Annotated in this window: 15 protein-coding genes and 3 pseudogenes; 11 read left to right on the top strand and 7 right to left on the bottom strand. The window is 61.9% G+C overall.

Annotation, left to right across the window (positions count from 1 at the left end; all coding sequences use genetic code 11):
* The 3 genes and pseudogenes from C0Z16_RS38445 to C0Z16_RS39070 all read left to right on the top strand — a co-directional run.
* A partial coding sequence (locus C0Z16_RS38445; RefSeq protein ID WP_208638658.1) for a hypothetical protein occupies positions 1-246 on the top strand: 246 nt, incomplete at its 5' end.
* Between the two features lie 347 nt (positions 247-593).
* The gene (locus C0Z16_RS33070; protein WP_102636221.1) at positions 594-908 is read left to right on the top strand and encodes a PX domain-containing protein; all 315 of its coding nucleotides are present in this window, start codon (positions 594-596) and stop codon (positions 906-908) included.
* Between the two features lie 71 nt (positions 909-979).
* Positions 980-1206: pseudogene (locus C0Z16_RS39070) on the top strand (IS66 family transposase); the annotation flags it as partial.
* Here the strand turns inward: C0Z16_RS39070 and C0Z16_RS38440 are convergent.
* The 3 genes and pseudogenes from C0Z16_RS38440 to C0Z16_RS33050 all read right to left on the bottom strand — a co-directional run.
* Positions 1132-1689, bottom strand: a pseudogene (locus C0Z16_RS38440) (hypothetical protein); the annotation flags it as partial. The pseudogenes C0Z16_RS39070 and C0Z16_RS38440 overlap by 75 nt on opposite strands.
* Positions 1690-1721: 32 nt before the next feature.
* Positions 1722-1949: pseudogene (locus C0Z16_RS33055) on the bottom strand (DUF2384 domain-containing protein); the annotation flags it as partial.
* 466 nt (positions 1950-2415) lie between these two features.
* On the bottom strand, positions 2416-2913 hold the full coding sequence (locus C0Z16_RS33050; protein WP_244201444.1) for a Rieske (2Fe-2S) protein: 498 nt from the start codon (positions 2911-2913) through the stop codon (positions 2416-2418).
* Between the two features lie 369 nt (positions 2914-3282).
* Here C0Z16_RS33050 and C0Z16_RS33045 point away from each other — a divergent pair, with 369 nt between their 5' ends.
* From C0Z16_RS33045 to C0Z16_RS33035, 3 genes are read left to right on the top strand one after another with little or no spacing between them, the layout of a single operon-like run.
* Positions 3283-6216, top strand: coding sequence for a molybdopterin oxidoreductase family protein (locus C0Z16_RS33045; protein ID WP_102636220.1), 2934 nt, complete (start codon positions 3283-3285; stop codon positions 6214-6216).
* 13 nt (positions 6217-6229) lie between these two features.
* Positions 6230-6985 (top strand): 4Fe-4S dicluster domain-containing protein, encoded by a 756-nt coding sequence (locus tag C0Z16_RS33040; RefSeq protein WP_102636219.1) that lies wholly within the window; start codon positions 6230-6232, stop codon positions 6983-6985.
* A 42-nt stretch (positions 6986-7027) separates the two neighbouring features.
* Positions 7028-7987: a dimethyl sulfoxide reductase anchor subunit family protein gene (locus C0Z16_RS33035; protein ID WP_102636218.1), complete on the top strand. Its 960-nt coding sequence runs from the start codon at positions 7028-7030 to the stop codon at positions 7985-7987.
* A gap of 37 nt (positions 7988-8024) precedes the next feature.
* On the opposite strand, the gene C0Z16_RS33030 is transcribed toward C0Z16_RS33035, so the two are convergent.
* Genes C0Z16_RS33030 through C0Z16_RS33015 form a run of 4 tightly spaced genes read right to left on the bottom strand, consistent with a single transcriptional unit; the run spans position 8025 to position 12253 of the window.
* A complete protein-coding gene (locus C0Z16_RS33030) occupies positions 8025-8960 on the bottom strand; it encodes a CobW family GTP-binding protein (RefSeq protein ID WP_102636217.1) in 936 nt (311 codons plus the stop codon).
* Entirely contained in the window at positions 8957-10624 is a 1668-nt protein-coding gene (locus tag C0Z16_RS33025) for an amidohydrolase (RefSeq protein ID WP_102636216.1), read from the bottom strand. The genes C0Z16_RS33030 and C0Z16_RS33025 overlap by 4 nt, the downstream gene beginning before the upstream one ends.
* A 21-nt stretch (positions 10625-10645) precedes the next feature.
* Positions 10646-12031, bottom strand: a complete 1386-nt coding sequence (locus C0Z16_RS33020; protein WP_102636215.1) for a sodium:solute symporter family protein — start codon at positions 12029-12031, stop codon at positions 10646-10648.
* A gap of 12 nt (positions 12032-12043) precedes the next feature.
* Complete coding sequence (locus C0Z16_RS33015; RefSeq protein WP_027798334.1) at positions 12044-12253, bottom strand: DUF3311 domain-containing protein; 210 nt, start codon at positions 12251-12253, stop codon at positions 12044-12046.
* A gap of 368 nt (positions 12254-12621) precedes the next feature.
* Between C0Z16_RS33015 and C0Z16_RS33010 the strand changes: the two genes are divergently transcribed.
* The 5 genes from C0Z16_RS33010 to C0Z16_RS32985 all read left to right on the top strand — a co-directional run bounded on the left by C0Z16_RS33010 (position 12622) and on the right by C0Z16_RS32985 (position 18932).
* A complete protein-coding gene (locus C0Z16_RS33010; RefSeq protein ID WP_102636214.1) occupies positions 12622-13026 on the top strand; it encodes a nuclear transport factor 2 family protein in 405 nt (134 codons plus the stop codon).
* A gap of 34 nt (positions 13027-13060) precedes the next feature.
* The gene (locus tag C0Z16_RS33005; RefSeq protein ID WP_102636213.1) at positions 13061-14461 is read left to right on the top strand and encodes an NAD(P)/FAD-dependent oxidoreductase; all 1401 of its coding nucleotides are present in this window, start codon (positions 13061-13063) and stop codon (positions 14459-14461) included.
* A 213-nt stretch (positions 14462-14674) separates the two neighbouring features.
* Positions 14675-16087: an amino acid permease gene (locus C0Z16_RS32995; protein ID WP_102636211.1), complete on the top strand. Its 1413-nt coding sequence runs from the start codon at positions 14675-14677 to the stop codon at positions 16085-16087.
* Between the two features lie 128 nt (positions 16088-16215).
* Positions 16216-17196, top strand: a complete 981-nt coding sequence (locus C0Z16_RS32990; protein ID WP_102636210.1) for an AAA family ATPase — start codon at positions 16216-16218, stop codon at positions 17194-17196.
* Positions 17193-18932 (top strand): cobaltochelatase CobT-related protein, encoded by a 1740-nt coding sequence (locus C0Z16_RS32985; RefSeq protein ID WP_244201443.1) that lies wholly within the window; start codon positions 17193-17195, stop codon positions 18930-18932. The genes C0Z16_RS32990 and C0Z16_RS32985 overlap by 4 nt, the downstream gene beginning before the upstream one ends.
* Positions 18933-18965 lie beyond the last annotated feature (33 nt).

Raw genomic sequence — 18965 nt, 5'->3', positions numbered from 1 at the left:
CATCCTTACTACTTCCAGCTTGAAGCTGGCGTCAAATTGTCGGCGCCTTCTTGTCATCTTGCTCTTTTTCCTCGTCGATTCAGGATTGTCCCCCTATCGACCTGTCCGAGGAAATTAGACCACTACAAACCGAGTCCGATCCACGCAACAAAAACTTTCGTGATAGACGACGTGGCCGACAACAACAGCAGCATTGCTGCCGCCAGCAGCGATCGCACGGTCATCACACGGCGACCCAGTCCGTGATCGAGGTTTTCTCGCGGTAAGACTAAAGAGCGAGCGATATGGAAATGAAAATTACTGCTTATGTTGCGAGCCCTTAGAATTGGTCAGTGGCGGACGGATGGGTTCTGCGCACACATTGCAAGAGTCACCCACCGTTTCAGCGCAAAAAACGCTTTCGCCTGAGCCTGCGTCCTCGTCTTAAACTGCCAAAATCGTTCGCCACGTATCGCCAGGCATTGCCCCCGTCGGTCGCGCGGCAATGTATCGAGAGGTTTCCTGAAAATGTCGCGACAGAAAGAGGAAATAGCGAGTGCCGCGGAAAGCGGATAGATTCGTGCCTGTAACGACCTCTAACGGAGAGCCCAACCATGAGCAACGGAGAAAGCCGCGTCATCGTGGACTTTAACCCCGACGTTCTGCGCGCATCGATGGACCTATGGCGCAAGGCAACAGACATGGAAATCCCGCTGGCAGACCAGTTCAAAATCCATTTCATGGAAAGACGGCGCGCTTTGCTAGAAGGCTTTGTAAAGACTGGCGCGGCGTGGACGATGATACTGAGGGACATGAAGGCGGTCGAAGGCGACGATCAACTGGAGCGACTTCGCGACGAAGTGACGGGATTCGTCACGTGGGCCGATGAGGGTCTTAAATCGCTCGACGCGTTGGCCACTGATGACTGATGGATTTGTTGATCATTCGCACTAACGCTAAAACCCCAGCGCACGTTCGCTTTTTTCCGGAATTTCGCGTAAATCTGTCGGGAGGGCGGCGCCTCGCCGGGGCTGGCGCATACGGTCAGCATAACTATCTGTTTGCTGGAGCAGACTCTGGCGGCGGACGTGCTGCCGCAATCTACACCTTGCCGGTACCGCAAAGCTCCACCGTGTCGATCCTGAGGCGCATCTACGTTTCACGCTCGCACGCATCGCCGACCTCGCACAATGGGTCGTCGCCGATCGGTTCCGCACTGCCGTCTGAAACGCGATCTCCAGTCAAGGCGTCGCTGGCGCCACGCTTACGGCCGAACTGAGCCATCGAAGCGAAGAGACGCACGCGGGCGAAGTCGAGAGGATGCTGCGCCGCTTTGGCGAAGCAACAAACAACCCGACGCGAGGCACGACAGCGACCCGTTTGCTTCGGTACGGCCTTCTCCGTCCACGACGATTGATTTCGAGGAAGCACGCGCTGCGGGTCGTGCACCTCGAGCCGGTCTGTCGGTCCGAGCTCATCCACGTACAGAAGCAGGTTCACTCCCTGCGGCGACAGCCGTGACCTGAACAGAATTCCTTTTGCGCCGGCAGCCACGACTTCGTCACCAAGTATCCAACTCGGTGGTTCGATGCGCTGATTGAACCAGCAACCACGCCAGTCGCAGTAGAAGTCTTCCGAGAGCGCAGCCCATCTGCCACCTTGATACCCACCGGTGAAATCGACAACAGGATCGATGGTCAACTGGTAACTGACGAGCGTGCCCGGTGGTCATTTCTGTACTAGAACAGGGCCTGGCTCACGTCCCCGCATATATCCGTCGCTGCACGGATAACACGGAGGGCTTCGCGCAGGAACCGCTGAACGCTTTCAGAGGTGGGTTGACGACTGGGTGTATTGCGATGCACATGCGCCTGCTGAGCCAGCGTCTGCAGGTCAATATGCAGCGCCTCGCCGAAGCGACGGGCCGAAACCACCGGCGCAGGGCTGTCCGGGTCGGGCAGCGATGCCATAAACTGTTCGAAACTGGAGCCCGCATTCGGGCCGACGACGAGGGTTTCAGGGCTCATTTCCATCCGTGCACAATATATGCACCAGGCCAGAATTTCGGGCGAGAGATCATCGGAGATAAATGCACGCCTTGGCGCAGGCCTGGTCGCATGGCAATTGTGCAGCAGCCTGTTGCACAAATCTCATCGTTCCATCTGTGCACCTTGCTCCACAACTTCAAGGATCCAGGGCAGCGAAGCTAGTATGGCGACTCTAGGCGTCCGGCTGCCCACGTCAAGTGTCGACGATGCAGATTGAGACGGCCGCTCATACGAGAAGCGGCAGCACGGTGACCGATTTCAGGGAAACGTTACACCGGCCGCAGTCCGATCTTGCCGCGACTCGCTGAAAGGACCCCTACATCTTTGACTTTTCGGTTTCACGGAAGATCGCAGGAGCGTGATATCGAGCGGGCTCTTACCCTTTATATCAGCCTTCGGGGAGTACAGACAAGAGGTTAGCGAGCGCCGTCAGTACCGTAAGACCGACACCCCAGCCATCGCGGTTCTTCGCTCCGAACCGCGCGACCTGCCGCACAATCTCGGCCACGGGCACGCCGGCCGCGAGCTGGCCCTGCACGGATTTGGCGATGACGAGTCCGAGGTCGTGTGCGAGCCCGTCCGCAAGTCGCTGATGCCAGTGTGTGGCGGGATCGGAGTGTCCGAACGCGGTCGCCACCCAAACGTCGCCATTGCGCAGCTCGACTGCGCAGGCCGGTACATCGTCCGCCCAGAGGTCGAAGGTGCAGCCGCTCTCCAGATCGAAGCGGGCGTGGTGCCAGTGACAGGTCAGAATGCCGTCTTCAACAGTGCCGCGCTCATGGATAACGAGGATGGGACCATAGCCGCCCTGGACAATGCGTCGCCCTTTCGCTCGCAGCTCTTCAAGGCTTCCCGCAAGCACGAATCCGTCATCGGCTGCATCCATATTCGGTCTCCGGCATTCCTCTCTGCACTGGCGCCACAGCTACGTGCGCTGGCGTGCAAACACAAGCATACACCGGGCAAAGCGCCGGGACGTGCGTGCGACCGGAACGCGAAGGCTGCGTTTCCCCAGAGCCAGGGCGAATGTAAATACGCCAAGCGGGGAACGGTACACGCTGGACGCTTATGCACAAGCAGTTAACGGCCCGCGCGGTAGAGGGCATTGAATCGCGAGGTGTTGTGGGTCCACAGCGGACAATGCCGCTTGCCGGCGGAAAGTATCGGGTAGGCGGATATTTTACGTCCGGAATGGCGATTTTTCTTTTGCGTTAGCTCCCTATACGCTGGTAACCAATCAGCCTAGGGAGGCGTTATGGAACACCGCGCTCGCACCCAGAATGAAACGCTCGACGTCAAGACGACAACCTGTTACATGTGCGCGTGCCGATGCGGTATTCGGGTGCATCTACGGGACGGCGAAGTCCGCTATATCGACGGCAATCCGGATCATCCGCTGAACCAGGGGGTGATCTGCGCGAAGGGTTCGTCGGGCATCATGAAACAGTACTCTCCGGCTCGCCTGACCCAGCCCCTGATGCGCAAGCCCGGTTCAGAGCGCGGCAGTGCGCAGTTCGAACCTGTGTCGTGGAAGGTGGCATTCGATACGCTCGAACAGCGCCTCGCCCATCTTCGCGCCACCGATCCGAAGAAATTCGCGCTTTTCACCGGGCGCGACCAGATGCAGGCGCTGACCGGTCTCTTCGCCAAGCAATTCGGCACACCGAACTACGCGGCGCACGGCGGGTTTTGTTCGTCGAACATGGCGGCGGGCATGATCTATACGATCGGCGGATCGTTCTGGGAATTCGGCGGCCCAGATCTCGATCACGCGAAACTGTTCTTCATGATCGGGACTGCCGAGGATCACCATTCGAATCCGCTGAAGATCGCAATTTCCAGATTCAAGCGCGCGGGTGGCCGGTTCATCGCGATCAATCCGGTTCGCACCGGATATGCCGCGATCGCGGACGAATGGGTGCCGATCCGTCCGGGCACCGACGGCGCGTTGTTCATGGCGTTGATCCACGAACTGCTTGAAGCCAACGCTTACGATCACGAATTCGTCGCGCGCTACACGAACGCTGCGGAACTGCTGAACATGAACGCCGACAGCGATGCATTCGGCCTCTTCGTGGCCGATCCCGCGCTCCCCGAAGGCAACCCGCTGTTTCCGCAAAACCGGCTGTGGTGGGACACGAACACGCAGCGCGCGGTGAGGCATCACACGCGTGGCGCGGTGCCGGCGTTGACAGGCCGCTATACCCTCGACGACGGTACGCCGGTCACGCCATCGTTCGCATTGCTGCGTGAACGCGTCGCCGACTGCACGCCGGAGTGGGCGGCCGAGACCACCGGTATTGCCGCCGATACGATCCGCCGGCTCGCAGCCGAAATGGCGCAAACGGCACGCGATCACAGGATCACGCTGCCGATCCAATGGACCGATGCCTGGGGCGAGCAGAATGAGACGGTCACCGGCAACCCGATCGCCTTTCACGCGATGCGCGGGCTTGCCGCGCACTCAAACGGCTTTCAGTCGATTCGTGCACTGGCCGTGCTGATGTCGTTGCTCGGCACGATTGACCGGCCCGGGGGCTTCCGCCACAAATCGCCGTATCCGCGCGCGGTGCCGCCATCGGCCAAACCGCCGAACGGTCCGGATGCGGTGCAGCCGAACACGCCGCTCGCAACAGGGCCGCTCGGCTGGCCCGCCGCGCCCGAGGACCTTTTTATCGATGCGGCCGGCGAGCCGGTACGTATCGACAAGGCGTTCTCATGGGAATTTCCGCTCGCCGTTCATGGGCTGATGCACAGCGTCATTACGAATGCCTGGCGTGGAGACCCGTATCCGATCGACACGCTGATGATCTTCATGGCCAACATGGCATGGAATTCATCGATGAATACAGTCGAGGTCCGTAAGATGCTCGTGGACAAACAGGAGAGCGGCGACTACAAGATTCCGTTTCTGGTCGTGTGCGACGCATTCCAGTCGGAGATGACCGCATTTGCGGACCTGATTTTGCCCGACACGACGTACCTGGAACGACACGACGCCATGTCGGTGCTGGACCGGCCCATTTCCGAATTCGACGGTCCGGTGGATTCGGTGCGGGTGCCGGTCGTGCCGCCAACCGGCGAATGCAAGCCATTCCAGGAAGTGCTGATCGAGCTGGCCGGCAGACTGAAACTGCCTGCCTTTACCACGCTCGCGGGGGGCCGCAAGTTCCGCGATTATCCCGACTTCATCGTTAATTTTCAGACCGCACCGGAGTCGGGCGTCGGCTTTCTGATCGGCTGGCGCGGCAAGGACGGTGACAAGGCGCTCGTGGGCGAGCCGAATCCGAGGCAGTGGGAACAGTACGCGAAACACAACTGCGTCTATCACTACACGCTGCCTGAATCGCTGCAATATATGCGCGGGTGCAACGGACCCTATCTGCAGTGGGCCGTGGAGAAAGGTTTTCGCAAATTCGGCGAGCCGATAGTGATTCAGCTTTACTCGGACGTGATGCAGAAGTTCCGGCTGGCGGCTCAAGGCAAGACGAAGGGCCGTCAGCCGCCCGACAATTTGCGCGCACGCGTCGAGCGTTATTTCGATCCGTTGCCGTTCTGGTACGCGCCGCTCGAATTCGGCGCCACGGACCTCGAGCAATTCCCGCTCGCCGCCATCACGCAACGCCCGATGGCCATGTATCACTCGTGGGACTCGCAAAACGCATGGCTGCGGCAGATTCATGGCGAGAACTACCTGTTCATGAATCCGTTGATGGCGCGCGACCAGGGCATCGACGACGGCGGGTGGATATACGTGGAATCGCAGTGGGGCAAGGTGCGCTGCATGGCGCGCTATAGCGAAGCCGTCGAGCCCGGCACCGTATGGACGTGGAACTCGATCGGCAAGGCGGCCGGCGCGTGGAATCTCGGTCCTGGCGCGAACGAATCGCAGCATGGTTTTCTGCTCAACCATCTGATAACCGACGAGCTGCCGGGCGCGAAGAACGGCAGCACGCCCGATCGTTCGCGCGTGTCGAATTCCGACCCGATCACCGGTCAGGCCGCATGGTACGACGTGCGCGTGCGCGTGTATCCGGCCGAAGCGGACGCCGACCACACGCTGCCGCAGTTCCCGCCGATGCAAGCCTTGCCCGGTTCGACCGGCGTCGTCCAGCGCGTGGTGCAGGCGTATTTCGCGGGGCGGGGCGAATTCGCGGCGCGCTTGCGCAGTGCGGTCAAGACCAAATGAGAAGGAGCGTGCGATGACCCAGATGGCGCTGGTGATCGATCTGAACGTCTGTGTGGGATGCCATGCCTGCGTGACGAGCTGTAAGGAATGGAACACGTCGGGCGAGGCCGGCAGCCTCGCGGATTTCCGTCCGTACGACGACGATCCGTCGGGCACCTTCTTCAATCGCGTGCAGACCTTCGAGGCGGGCGAATATCCGCTAACCGACACAATCCATTTTCCGAAGTCGTGTCTGCATTGCGAAGACCCACCGTGCGTGCCCGTCTGTCCGACCGGCGCGAGCTACAAGCGCGAGGAAGATGGGCTCGTGCTGGTCGATTACGACCGCTGCATCGGCTGCAAGTACTGCGCGTGGGCGTGCCCCTACGGCGCGCGCGAGATCGACGAAGAGCGCAAGGAGATGACCAAGTGCACGCTGTGCTCGGACCGCATCAACAATGAAGCGTTGCCCGAACGGGATCGCAAGCCGGCATGCGTGCTGGCCTGCCCAACGTCGGCGCGATTGTTCGGCGACATTCACGATCCGGACTCGATCGTGTCGAAAGCGATTCGCGAGCGCGGCGGTTATCAGTTGATGCCCGAATGGAACACGCGTCCCGCGAATCATTACCTCCCGCGGCAAAAGACGGGCGGTTGCGCGAGCACTTCATGTTCATGCGGTTCCAATGAAGCCGAAGCCGCTGCCGTGCCGGCGTCGTCTGTCGATCCGATCGAGTCCCAACTCGAACGCGGGATGCTCAACCTCGTGAGCGCGGCAAAACGCATCTGACGCGGTAACACTTTGTTCAGGTACTTGGCCAAGGCAAACAGTATGAAACCTGCATTCTCAGTCGTTTTTCTGACCACCCTAAGCGGCGCTGCCCAAGGCTTGCTGATCGCGCTGTTCGGCGTCGAACTAGCGGCTCGGCTCGGGTTGATCGCGGCGGCCGCGCTGCCGTCGCAGATGTTTTTTGTGGTCGGCGCCGCGCTGTCCGTACTGCTCGGCGCGTTAGGGCTGCTCGCGTCGTTTTTCCATCTCGGGCATCCGGAGCGCGCGTGGCGAGCGATTGCGATGTGGCGTACGTCGTGGCTGTCGCGCGAATGTCTGTGTCTGCCGGTCTTTCTTGGCTGCGCGTGCGCCTATGGCATCGCGCACTGGCTCGGTTCGCCGTGGTCCTTCGCGATTGGAGCGCTTTGCGTGCTCGCGAGCGCCACGCTGTTCCTGTGCACCGCAATGATCTATGCGTGCCTTCGTTTCCTGCAGGAATGGGCGACACCGCTTACGCTCGTGAACTTCGTGCTGCTGGGTTGCGCGTCCGGCTTCACCGTCGCGACGGCCTGCGCGGCGTGGCTCGCGCCCGCGCTTGTCGCCGTGCTTGCCGGAGGCGCGTGCGTGCTGACGCTGGCGGGTTGTGCGAGCCGCGTCGCGTCTTTGCGGCGCAATGCGCGCTTGCGGCCGAAATCGACAGTGCAAAGCGCAACGGGCATCAAGGCGCCGAATGTGGTGCAGAAGTCCCGCGGCTTTACCGCGGGCGCGTTCAACCTGCGTGAGTTCTTTCACGGACGGACCGCGCAGACATTGCGACGCATCAAGATCACGTTTCTCGTGGCCGCCTTTGCGTTGCCGTTTGCGCTCATCGCGTTGGGCGGTGCCGTGCCATCGGCCGCTATCTCGCTGTGGCTGCTGTGCGCGGCCGCTTTGATCCAGTATGCGGGGCTTGTCGCCGAGCGGTGGTTTTTCTTTGCCGAGGCGCGGCATCCCCAGAATCTCTACTATCGGCAGGCGTCCTGAAGATATTGCGCCGTGGATATTCCACGGTGCAAAACTTCTACGACTGATCTACCTCCGCCGCTTCCAACGCGGCCCTTGCCCGCATTTCGTCTTCGGCGCTGAACCTGCCGATAAGAACGATGGAAGACTCGGCAGACGTTCGATCCGGGCGCCGGCTCATTACCACGCGGCTGCCGACGACATGCAACTCGTGCAATGCGCCGCCGCCTTCCAGACGCACGAAGCCCTTTGCTCGCAACAGTTTCGCGGACAAACCCTGAAGCGCTTCTTTCAGCCTCGTTCGATCCAGGCGCGCGCCGGTGACGAACGAGAAGCTGGTCAGGTCCAATGGAAGAGGCGTGCCCGTCAGTGGCGCGCTGCTGGTATCGCGCCTCGCGTGCCGTACGTTCTGATCGAAAATCAGGCCGAGCGGTATCGCACCGCGCGTCGCTTGCAACATCACACAATGACTCGCCAGTACTTCAACACGCGCGACTATCGCTTCCCTGGAAGGCCGGTCGAGCAAATCCATCTTGTTCAGCACAATGGCTGTTGCACCGGCAATCTGCCGTCGTGAAATATCGCCGACATAAGGATCGGCAAGCGTCTCCGCAATGCGCTCGGCATCCACGAGCACGACGATTCCGTCGAGCCGGAAAGCACGGTCGAGCAGGCCAATCTGCGCAATCCGCAGCGGATCGGAGACGCCGCTCGCTTCGATGATCAGCAAATCGGGCGCGTCGGCCCGCGAGCTGATGGCGAGAAGCGCCTCGACGAGCCGGCCGCCGATCGAACAGCAGACGCAGCCGTTCTCCAGATTGATCACGTCGGCGGTGCGCTCGCGGATCAATGACGCGTCGATATTGATCGAGCCGAAGTCGTTGACGAGCACTGTGATACGTCGCGTTCCCGCGTTCCTCAGCACATGATTGAGCAGTGTTGTCTTTCCCGCGCCGAGATAGCCGCCAACGACGACGAGCGGAATCCGGTTCATCCCGCTGGCGCCTGAAAGATGCGGCCGCCGAGCACCGTGCCCCACACTTCCAGATCCTTTAGACGCTGCGGCGCAATTTTCGCCGGATCCTCCGCAAGCACGGCGAAGTCCGCGAATTTGCCGACCTCGATGCTGCCCACCAGATGGTCCAGCCTGAGCGTGTAGGCGGCGCCAAGCGTGATCGCGCGCAACGCATCCGCGATCGGCACACGTTCGCCCGCGCCCAGAATGCGGCCCGACGACGTTTCGCGTTGCGACGCGCACCATGCGGTGAAGAGGGGATTGAGCGGGGTGATGGGCGCGTCGGAGTGAAATGCGAACGGAATGCCCAGACGGCGTGCCGATTCAGCCGCGTTCATGCGATTCGCGCGGTCGGCGCCTATGGTCTGCATGTAGTGCGCGTCACCCCAGTAGTAGAGGTGATTCGAGAAGAAGTTGATGCACAGGCCGAGATTCGCCGCACGCGCGAGCTGGCTCGCGTCCGCCATCTGGCAGTGCTGAAGCGTATGCCGATGATCGCGACGCGGATGGCGCGCGAGCATCTGTTCCACAGCATCCAGCACGAGTTCAGTCGCCTCGTTGCCGTTGGTGTGGATATGGAGCTGCAGACCCGCTTCGTGAAACGGCGTGAATACCTCGACAAATTGGCTTGGAGGAATCAGCCATAGGCCATTGGGCTTGCCGTTCAGATAACCGGGCCATTTGAGGCGCGCGGTAAAGCCCTGGATCGAACCGTCGACGATAAATTTGACTGGCCCGAAATGCAGCTTCGGCGTGGCGGTTTTCATCGCGGCCAGTACCTGCCGCACACCGCCTTCAGGACTGCGTTGCGGCGCGAAGGCGGGCACGATCCGCACCGGAAAATCCGGGTCCGCGGTGGTTTCGCGCAGGTTGCGGTTCCCCAGTTCGGAGAAGTCGTTGACGAGGTCGGTGGCCGTCGTCACTCCCGCAAGCTGCGCGACGCGGCCGAAATTCCAGATGGCCTCCTTGCGCTCGCTCGCGGCGATGGAAAGGCCGCTTCCGATTACCCGATACACGGGGAACATCGCGGCGAACTCCTGCAACTCGCCGGTAGGCTGTCCGTTTTCGTCCTTGTCGATGCCGTCGATATCCGTCTCTTCGTCTATGCCGGCGCGGGACAGCATCGCCGAATTGACGTTCATCAGATGCACGCTCGCATGCAGGATCACAATTGGCCGCTCCGACGACACCGTGTCGAGTTCGCGCACCGAGAGGCGGCTCGTGCCGAAGAAGATCGGATCGAAGCCCCACGCAAGAAGTGGGTCGTCCGGCGATGTCATCTCCGCTTGCGCCTCGCGCAGGCGTTCGATCACCGCATGCAGCGTCTTCAGGCCAGGCCAGCGCCGACCATCCGGTCCGCGGCGGTCGTAGTAGCCGAGGTAGACGGCGTCCCACATCGCGCCTTCCATCAGATGACAATGGCCTTCGACAAAACCCGGCATCAGCACCTTGTCGCGGAAGGTGTCGACGATTTCGGCGGGGCCCCATTGCTGCACGTCTTCGGCGTTGCCCACCGAGAGAATGCGGCCGTCGCGTACGGCGACATGGGTGGCATGAGGCTGGGCGGGGTTCATCGTCACGATTTTTCTGGCGACGAAAACCTGTATCGGGCTCGTGATGCTTGTGATTCCTGTCTGGTTCATTGGGCGTTTATGGAAGGTCGGTCAGGACAATGCGTGCGCACGGCTCGGTTTCGCCGTGAGATTGACCGCGGTGAGGACGAGCAGGTTCACGCCGAGGCACAGCAATCCCAGATTGAAGCCGCCAAGATCGATTTGCAGCACGTAGAGGATGATCGCGAGGATCTGTCCCGTCAACATGCCGGCCGCAATCGCGGCGGGCCGCACACGCAGACCGAACAGAATGATCATGACACCGGGGAAGAACTGCGTTACGCCGTAGTAAGTGGTGTTGATTAGCGTGAGCATGAGATTCGGCGTAAGCAGCGTCATGACGATCGATATCAGCAGGTACAGCACGATCACCATCTTCGCACTCTTTTTCTGCCGGGTTTCGGGCAGATTCGGCAGCAGATTGCGCGTCACGATCGGGCCGATAGCGAGGCAGATGCCGGCCAGCACCAGCAAGCCGGAAAGCGACGCTCCGGCCGCGACGAGTCCGAGCAGCCAGCCGGGCAAGAGCCGAACCGCGGCGGCGAAGAACGCTTCGTTCGGCGACGCCAGATGCAGATTCTGACTGATAGCGTAGTACGACGCGACCACCAGAAACGGGTACATCAGCATGTAAAGTGGCATCGCGACCTGCGTGCGGCGGATCGTGTTGGCACTCTTCGCGGTGAAGAAATTCTGCACAGCGAACGGCATCACGTAAAAGCCGAGTGACTGGAACAGCATGGTGCTCATCGAGAAGGTCAACTGGTGCGGATTCATCCGGTTGCTCACATGCAGGCTTGCCGCATGAAAGACATCGGTCACGCCGACTTCCATCGACACCGCCACGCCGGTTACGACGATCGCGGCGACCATCAGAATGTCCTTGAGTACCGCAATATAGGCGGACGCGCGCACGCCCGCGATGGCGATGTACGTGAAGGCGAGCAGCGCCGATATCAGAATCAGGTACAGCGGCTTGAAGTGCCAGCCGAGCCCGTTCAACGCGGCGACGAGCCCGGTGAACTGCAACTGGCCCCACGGCAACAGAAAGAGGATGGCCGAGCCCGCGACGATCAGTTCGAGCGAACGGCTCTGGAAATGACCCTTGAACAGATCGGGTAGCGTAATCGCGTTATAGCGCTTGCCCGCTTGCCATATCTTCGGCCCGATGAAATAGCCCACCGGATAGGCCAGCAGAATGTAGCCCAGAAACCAGACGCCATAAGTGGGTCCCTTGGCATAGATGCCGCCAGGAAAACCGACCATCGTGCCGATGCTGTAGATCTCGCCGGCTGCGAGGAAAAACACCAGATAAGCGCCGAATTGCCGCGACGCCACGAAGAAGTCATGCACGCTTTGCGGGCCGCGTCCCTGTTTTGAGCGAACCGCGAGATAGAGCGAGAAAGCGATGAAGCCGAGGAATACGGCGGTGGCCATCCGGGAACTCCTTTAGCGGTTTTGCGGGTGGGTATCGTCGTGGCGGCTGTCGAATACGCGCCAGCAGATCAGCAGGCAGCCGGACGTGAGAACGAACCACGCGAAGATCCACGCATAGATGAATGGCACGCCCAGTACGAACCTGTCGACGGATGCGACCCACGGTAAAAGGCCGATCACACCCAGATAAGGGACACCGAGTCCGATAAACAGTTTGAGCACATCGACTCCATGCAGCGTGAAGTGAGGGACACGCGCTGCCATCGCATCTGGCGTTCGCGCAAGGACACGCATAAGACAGGCCAAAAAACCGCTGAAAACAAAACCGCTAAATGTCCGTTTCCCCAGTGTTGCCGAACAAAAAAACAGAGCCATAGAGCCAGTTGAGGGGAGTCGATGAGTCCAATTCAGCAGATGCCGGACAAGTGGTCGTGACCCGCCCCACACGCGCCCTAGACGCTGCACCAACCGAAAGCAGCGCACTGGACCTACCGGCCGGATAAACCCCCTGCCTACAATTTCCCCACGGATCGCCGACCGGTCGCGGCATCCCACGGCTAATCGAAAATCATCCAGGAGCAGAGAGAGCAATGGCTCAAATACAGACCCCAGTACGTCAGGTTACGGCCGATACGCTGGCCGCGTTTTCCGATGCGTTCAATCGTCACGACGCAGAGGCGTTGATGACCTTCATGACCGACGATTGCGTGTTCGACGCAGCAGGCGGCCCCGAAGTGTTCGGCACACGCTTTGTCGGCAAGGCCGCCACCCGCGCAGCGTTCGAAGCCGTATTCAAGACCTTTCCGGATGCCCATTGGGGCAACGGCCGCCACTACGTGATCGGCGAACGTGGCGTATCCGAATGGCTGTTCACGGGGACACACGCGGAAGGCTGGCGTATCGAGGCGGAGGGCTGCGACCTGTTCGAGTTTCGCGATGGACTCATCGCGGTCAAGCGGGCATTTCGCAAGGAACGTCCGAAACAGAACGTTTGACGCTGATCAGGAGCTTCGTATGGAGCACAGTGAAATGGAACGCGTCGCGCAAGACGTGCCGTCCAGCCGGGAAGACGACACCCGCTATGACCCGACATACGACCCGCTCGTATCACCCGGGCCCGGCTGGGGCAAGCAATATGCGCCGACGTACTGGGTCGCGACCGCCGGCACGCCGCCGGCCGACGACGGCCCGATTACCGGCGATGTCGACGTGGACGTGGCGATCATCGGCGGCGGTTATACCGGACTCGCGACCGCGCTCTGTCTCGCGCGCGAGCACGGCATCAAGGCAGTCGTTCTCGAAGCCAACAAGACCAGTTGGGGCTGCAGTAGCCGCAACGGCGGGCAAGGTCAGAACGCTTCGGGACGGCTCTCGCGTTCGCAATGGATTGAACGGTGGGGCAAGGACGTCGCGCTAAAAATGCACGACGAGATTCAGGAAGGTTTCGCCAACTTCAAGTCGCTGGTCGCGGAGATCGATTGCGATCCGCAACCCGGCGGCCACTTCCTGATCGCGCATCGGCCGCGCATCATGGAGAAACTCGCCGCTGAGGCCAAGGTCTGGAAGGACGTATTCGGCTACCCGTCCGAGCTCATCGATAAGCGCACTTTCCAGCGCGAGTATGTCAACGACGCGGAAGCCGCCGGCGCGCTGCACGAACCCGAGGGGATCGGCATTCATGCGTTGAAACTGGCGTTTGGTTATCTACGGCTGGCCCGCGAGGCGGGCGCCAAGGTGCATCCGGCGAGTCCGGTGCTTGGTTGGGAAACCATCAACGGCATTCACCATTTGCGCACGCCTGGCGGCATTGTGCGGGCTCGGGCAGTCGGTATCGCCACAGGCGCGTATACGGCCCAAACGCTGCACCCGGCGCTCAGGAGCCGAGTGATGCCGATCCTGTCGAATTCGATGGTCACGCGTCCGCTCACGCAGCAGGAGATCGCCGCGTGTAACTTTCGCACGACCCAGGTGCTCACGGACACGCGCACCTTGCGGTTCTACTATCGCTTCCTGCCGGACAACCGTCTGCAGATCGGCAGCCGTTCCGCGATTACCGGTGCCGATGCGCCGAATACACGCCACTATGAGTTGCTGGTCGAAGGCATGTGCCGCAAATTTCCGGCCTTGCGCGGTGTTGCGATTGACTACTCGTGGTGGGGCTGGGTGGATGTCAGTCACGACATGATGCCGCGCGTGTACCAGCCCGATCCGAAGCAGTCCGTGTACTACGCGCTGGGCTACGGCGGCAACGGCGTATCGTATTCGCAGCAGGCCGGCCGCCGGCTTGCTGAGCGCATCGCGGGAAAAGGCGCGAAGCAGACGCTGCCCATCTTTACGTCGCCCTTGCCGGGTCATCCGTTTGCACCGTTTCGGCGGATCGGGCAACGGATGCTGTACCAACTCTACTTCCGCCGCGACGAGAAACCCTGACGCGCCGGGCGAATCTCCGCACAGGCGTCACGCGGCCCCGAAATCGCAATATGCCGCGCACCGTTCGGCGGTGCGCGATCCCTTGAACGACAAAAATAGATGGCGAGACGCGCAAGCGTCCTCGCCCCATCCAGTATCGAAGACGTCGAGAGGCGGGCGCCGCGAATTCGCAATGAGCCGCCCGGCGAACGGATAACGGAACTTGGAGGTGACATGCAACCATCTGTAGACAAGACTCAATTGAAAGCGGGCCTCAAGCAGCGTCACATGACAATGATCGCGCTTGGCGGCGTGATCGGGGCGGGCCTATTCGTCGGCAGCGGTGTCGTCGTCCAGCAGGCCGGGCCCGCTGCCGTGCTGTCGTTTCTGATTACCGGCGCGCTCGTCGTGCTGGTCATGCGGATGCTGGGAGAGATGGCCTGCGCGATGCCCGCAGTCGGCTCGTTCTATGAATACGCGCGCCTCGCCTTTGGGGGCAAACGCGGGTCCGGCAACCTTGCCGGTTTTCTGACCGGCTGGATGTACTGGTACTTCTGGGTGATCGTCGTCGCGGTCGAAGCGGTGGCGGGCGCGAAACTCGTTCAGTTCTGGTTGCCGGACGTCCCCGCGTGGGCGATCAGCCTGGTGTTGCTGGTGACGCTTACCGCAACCAACCTTGTGTCGGTCGGCAGCTATGGCGAATTCGAGTTCTGGTTCGCGTCGATCAAGGTCGCGGCGATCATGGTGTTCCTGTTCCTTGGCTGCATGTATATGCTGGGACTGTGGCCCGCTGCGAAGCATGTGACCGCGGTTCTGCCCACTTTGCTCTCGCACGGCGGGCTGATGCCTAAAGGAATTGGACCCGTATTGAGCGGTGCCGTCGCCGCCACGGGTTTTTACTTCGGGGCCGAGATCGTCACGATCGCGGCGGCCGAAGCGCAGGAACCCGCCAAGGCGGTAGCCAAGGCGACCAACTCGGTGATCACGCGCGTGCTGGTCTTCTACGTGGGCTCGATTCTGCTCGTGGTCTCGCTGGTGCCCTGGAACTCTCCGCACATGGCAACGCCGTATGTCAGCGCGCTCGATGCGATGGGTATCCCGGCCGCCGCAAGCGTGATGAACGCGATCGTGCTCACCGCGGTGTTGTCAGCGCTCAATTCCGGGCTGTACGCGGCGTCGCGGATGATCTTCGCATTAACGCGTCACGGCGACGCGCCGGCCGCGCTCGCCAGGGTCAACCGCCGTGGCGTGCCGGTTCGCGCGATTCTGATCGGCACCGTATTCGGCTATGCGTCGGTCGTGATGTCGTATGTGTCTCCCGACACCGTCTTCGCGTTTCTCGTGAATTCATACGGCACGGTGGCGATCTTCGTCTACGTACTGATCGCGATTTCGCAACTGAAGCTGCGCGCCCGGATCGAGCGCGATGCGCCGCAGACGCTGCGGGTCAGAATGTGGTGCTACCCGTATCTCACGTGGCTGGCGATTCTCGGCATGATCGGCATTCTGGTGGCGATGGCGTTTATCCCCGAACAGCGGCAGCCCCTGTGGCTCGGCGTGGTGAGCCTCGGCGTGCTGCTTCTGGCGTACTTGGCGCGCGCTCGCCGGAACAACGCCCCGTTTCTGACACCGGACACCGTCGAATAGCGGCGTAACCATCGGCGAAAAAACGATATGATTTGTATCGAAAAACAAGTGTGTAAGATGATGCATAACGCGGCGCCGGTAGTTCGATGCGCGTACGGTCGTGGTGACGAAGTGGCAAGGAGAGCGAAGTGACCGATATCGTGACAGGCAAGCCCGACAGAATGGTTTCGGTACGCACGTTGTTTGGCATGGACTCGAGTCTGATGGCGCCAGCCTTCAGCGAGCGCGACGACCATGTGCCGGACATCGACGAGGCATACCGGTTCAACCCCGAAGTGACCCTGGCGATCCTCGCCGGATTCATGCGCGACCGGCGGGTGATGGTGCAGGGCCTGCACGGTACGGGTAAATCGACGCACATCGAACAGGTTGCGGCGCGGCTCAACTGGCCGTGCGTGCGCGTGAATCTCGACGGCCATATCAGCCGCCTCGATCTGGTGGGCAAGGACGCCATTGTCGTGCGCGACGACCTGCAGGTGACCGAGTTCCAGGAGGGCATCGTGCCGTGGGCGCTACAACGGCCGGTGGCGCTGATCTTCGACGAATACGACGCGGGTCGCCCGGACGTGATGTTCGTGATCCAGCGCATTCTAGAGCGCGCCGGCAAGTTCACGCTGCTCGACCAGAACCGCGTGATCCATCCGCATCCGTACTTCCGGTTGTTCGCCACCACCAACACGGTTGGCCTCGGCAATCTGAACGGCTTGTATCACGGCACGCAGATGCTGAATCACGCGCAGATGGACCGCTGGAACGTGGTGGCCACGCTCAATTACCTGCCGCGCGCCGAAGAGGCCGGCATCGTGCTCGCACGTGTGCCGGAACTGGCGGACGACGCCGGCCGCGCGCTCATCGAGTCGATGGTGAGCGTCGCGGAATTGACGCGCAAAGGCTTTGCTGCCGGCGACCTGTCCACGCTGATGTCGCCGCGCACTGTCATCGACTGGGCGGAGAACTGCCAGATTTTCCGCGATCCTGCGCTGGCGTTTCGCCTGACCTTCGTCAACAAATGCGACGAGGCCGAACGGCCCATCGTAGCCGAGTATTTTCAGCGCTGCTTCGGCGCGGAACTCGAAGCCGGCACTGTTATCGAGCGCGAGGACGCGTGAGCGCGGACGCCACGACAGCCGCCGACCGGCGAGCGGCCCGCCGCGCGGAACGGCGTCAAAATTTATGCGCTGCGGCGGCGCGTGCTTTGACCGGCGAGGCCGAGCTGCACTACCGTGGCGGGCGTTTGTGCCGCGGACTGCGGCCGCTGCCGCTCCATGCGCCGCATCTGCGCGTCGATCCGGCCGTGGACGATCTTGCCTCGCTACGCGGCGCCGCAGACGGCGCGGCATTGCGTCTTACGCACTCCGACAGGGCTTTGCACGCGGGTCTCTGTCCCGGCGATCCGGTTGCTCGGCTGGTATTCGAACTGCTCGAACAATTGCGTTGCGAAGCTCTAGCGCCGGCCGGCATGCCAGGCCTCGCGCAGAATCTGCGCCATCGGTTCGAGACGTGGTCGCGTGCCTTCTGCCGCTCGGGACTGGTAGACGGGCATCTGGGCATCCTGCTCTATACGGTCGCGCAGATTTCGTGGTCGCGCCTGTCGGGCTGGCCCGTGCTGGAGGAAACCGAAGGCCTGATCGAAGCCACGCGCGCGGCGATCGTGCCGGCGCTAGGTGCCTCGCTCGCGGCGCTGCGGCGGCATCGCGCGGAGCAGGGGGCGTTCGTGGTTCACGCGCTCGAGATGGCGCACATCGTGAGTCGGATGATCGTCGCCGAGAGCGCGCAATGGGCCGCAGACGAGGCACAGAATCCGGACGATGACGAAGCGGCCCTCGCGATGTTCACGCTGTGGCTCGATCCCGAAGCCGGCGAGCCGGTCGAGATGGGCCTTGCCGCCACCGGCGAGAGCCGCACCTTAAGCGTCGTCGGGCAAAGCTACCGCGCCTACACGACACGCTATGACCGCGAAGTCGTGCCGGGCGCATTGATCCGCAAGGAACTGCTCGCGGAGTATCGCGAGCGCCTCAACGAGCGCATCGCCGCGCAGGGCATCAACGTGGCTCGGCTCGCGTATGCGCTCAAGGCCGCGCTCGCCGTGGCCCAGCGCGACGGATGGTCATTCGGCGAAGAACATGGCCGCATCGACGGCCGCCGTCTCGCGCAAGTGGTCAGTTCGCCGGCCGAGCGGCGCGTATTCCTGCTCGAACGGCACAGGCCGCTGGCCGACTGCGCCGTAAGCTTCCTGATCGATTGCTCGGGCTCGATGAGGACCCACATCGAGCGGGTGGCGATGCTGGTGGACGTGCTGACGCGCGCGCTCGATCAGGCCGGCGTCGCCACCGAGGTGCTGGGCTTTACGACCGGCACCTGGAACGGCGGCCGCGCGCGGCTCGACTGGCTGGCGGGCGGACGACCCCGGCATCCGGGCCGGCTCAATGAAGTCTCCCACCTCATTTTCAAGGACGCGGCGACGAGCTGGCGGCGCGCTCGCGCCGGCATTGCAGCGCTGTTCAAGGCGGACCTGTTCCGCGAAGGCGTGGACGGCGAGGCGGTCGACTGGGCGTGCTCACGGCTGCGCGCGCGCGCCGAAGCGCGGCGCATCCTGGTCGTGATTTCCGATGGCAGTCCGATGGACAGCGCGACCGCTCAGGTCAACGACACCTTCTACCTCGATCATCATCTGAAGCAGGTGGTGGCACACCACGAAGCCTTGCGCGACGTGGAGTTGCTCGCCCTCGGCGTCGGACTCGATCTCAGCCCGTATTACCGCCGCTGTCGCGCGATCGATCTGTCGGCGCCGCCGGGGATGTCGCTGTTCAACGAACTTGCCGGATGGATTGGCGCGCGCCGGTAGGCGCGTGCAAGCACGCTGCGGCGTGCCGTAGTC

Origin of the sequence: Paraburkholderia rhynchosiae, assembly GCF_002879865.1 — a bacterium.
In the GTDB taxonomy this organism is placed as follows: Bacteria; Pseudomonadota; Gammaproteobacteria; order Burkholderiales; family Burkholderiaceae; genus Paraburkholderia; species Paraburkholderia rhynchosiae.
Note: the sequence above shows the minus strand (reverse complement) of the source record. Positions and strands in the feature narration are given on the sequence as shown.

What these genes read in the sequence shown, in the direction of transcription:
- C0Z16_RS33070 (WP_102636221.1), top strand. Translation starts at nt 594, where the DNA reads ATGAGCAACGGAGAAAGCCGCGTCATCGTGGACTTTAACCCCGACGTT.
- C0Z16_RS33050 (WP_244201444.1), bottom strand. Translation starts at nt 2,913, where the DNA reads ATGGATGCAGCCGATGACGGATTCGTGCTTGCGGGAAGCCTTGAAGAG.
- C0Z16_RS33045 (WP_102636220.1), top strand. Translation starts at nt 3,283, where the DNA reads ATGGAACACCGCGCTCGCACCCAGAATGAAACGCTCGACGTCAAGACG.
- C0Z16_RS33040 (WP_102636219.1), top strand. Translation starts at nt 6,230, where the DNA reads ATGACCCAGATGGCGCTGGTGATCGATCTGAACGTCTGTGTGGGATGC.
- C0Z16_RS33035 (WP_102636218.1), top strand. Translation starts at nt 7,028, where the DNA reads ATGAAACCTGCATTCTCAGTCGTTTTTCTGACCACCCTAAGCGGCGCT.
- C0Z16_RS33030 (WP_102636217.1), bottom strand. Translation starts at nt 8,960, where the DNA reads ATGAACCGGATTCCGCTCGTCGTCGTTGGCGGCTATCTCGGCGCGGGA.
- C0Z16_RS33025 (WP_102636216.1), bottom strand. Translation starts at nt 10,624, where the DNA reads ATGAACCAGACAGGAATCACAAGCATCACGAGCCCGATACAGGTTTTC.
- C0Z16_RS33020 (WP_102636215.1), bottom strand. Translation starts at nt 12,031, where the DNA reads ATGGCCACCGCCGTATTCCTCGGCTTCATCGCTTTCTCGCTCTATCTC.
- C0Z16_RS33010 (WP_102636214.1), top strand. Translation starts at nt 12,622, where the DNA reads ATGGCTCAAATACAGACCCCAGTACGTCAGGTTACGGCCGATACGCTG.
- C0Z16_RS33005 (WP_102636213.1), top strand. Translation starts at nt 13,061, where the DNA reads ATGGAACGCGTCGCGCAAGACGTGCCGTCCAGCCGGGAAGACGACACC.
- C0Z16_RS32995 (WP_102636211.1), top strand. Translation starts at nt 14,675, where the DNA reads ATGCAACCATCTGTAGACAAGACTCAATTGAAAGCGGGCCTCAAGCAG.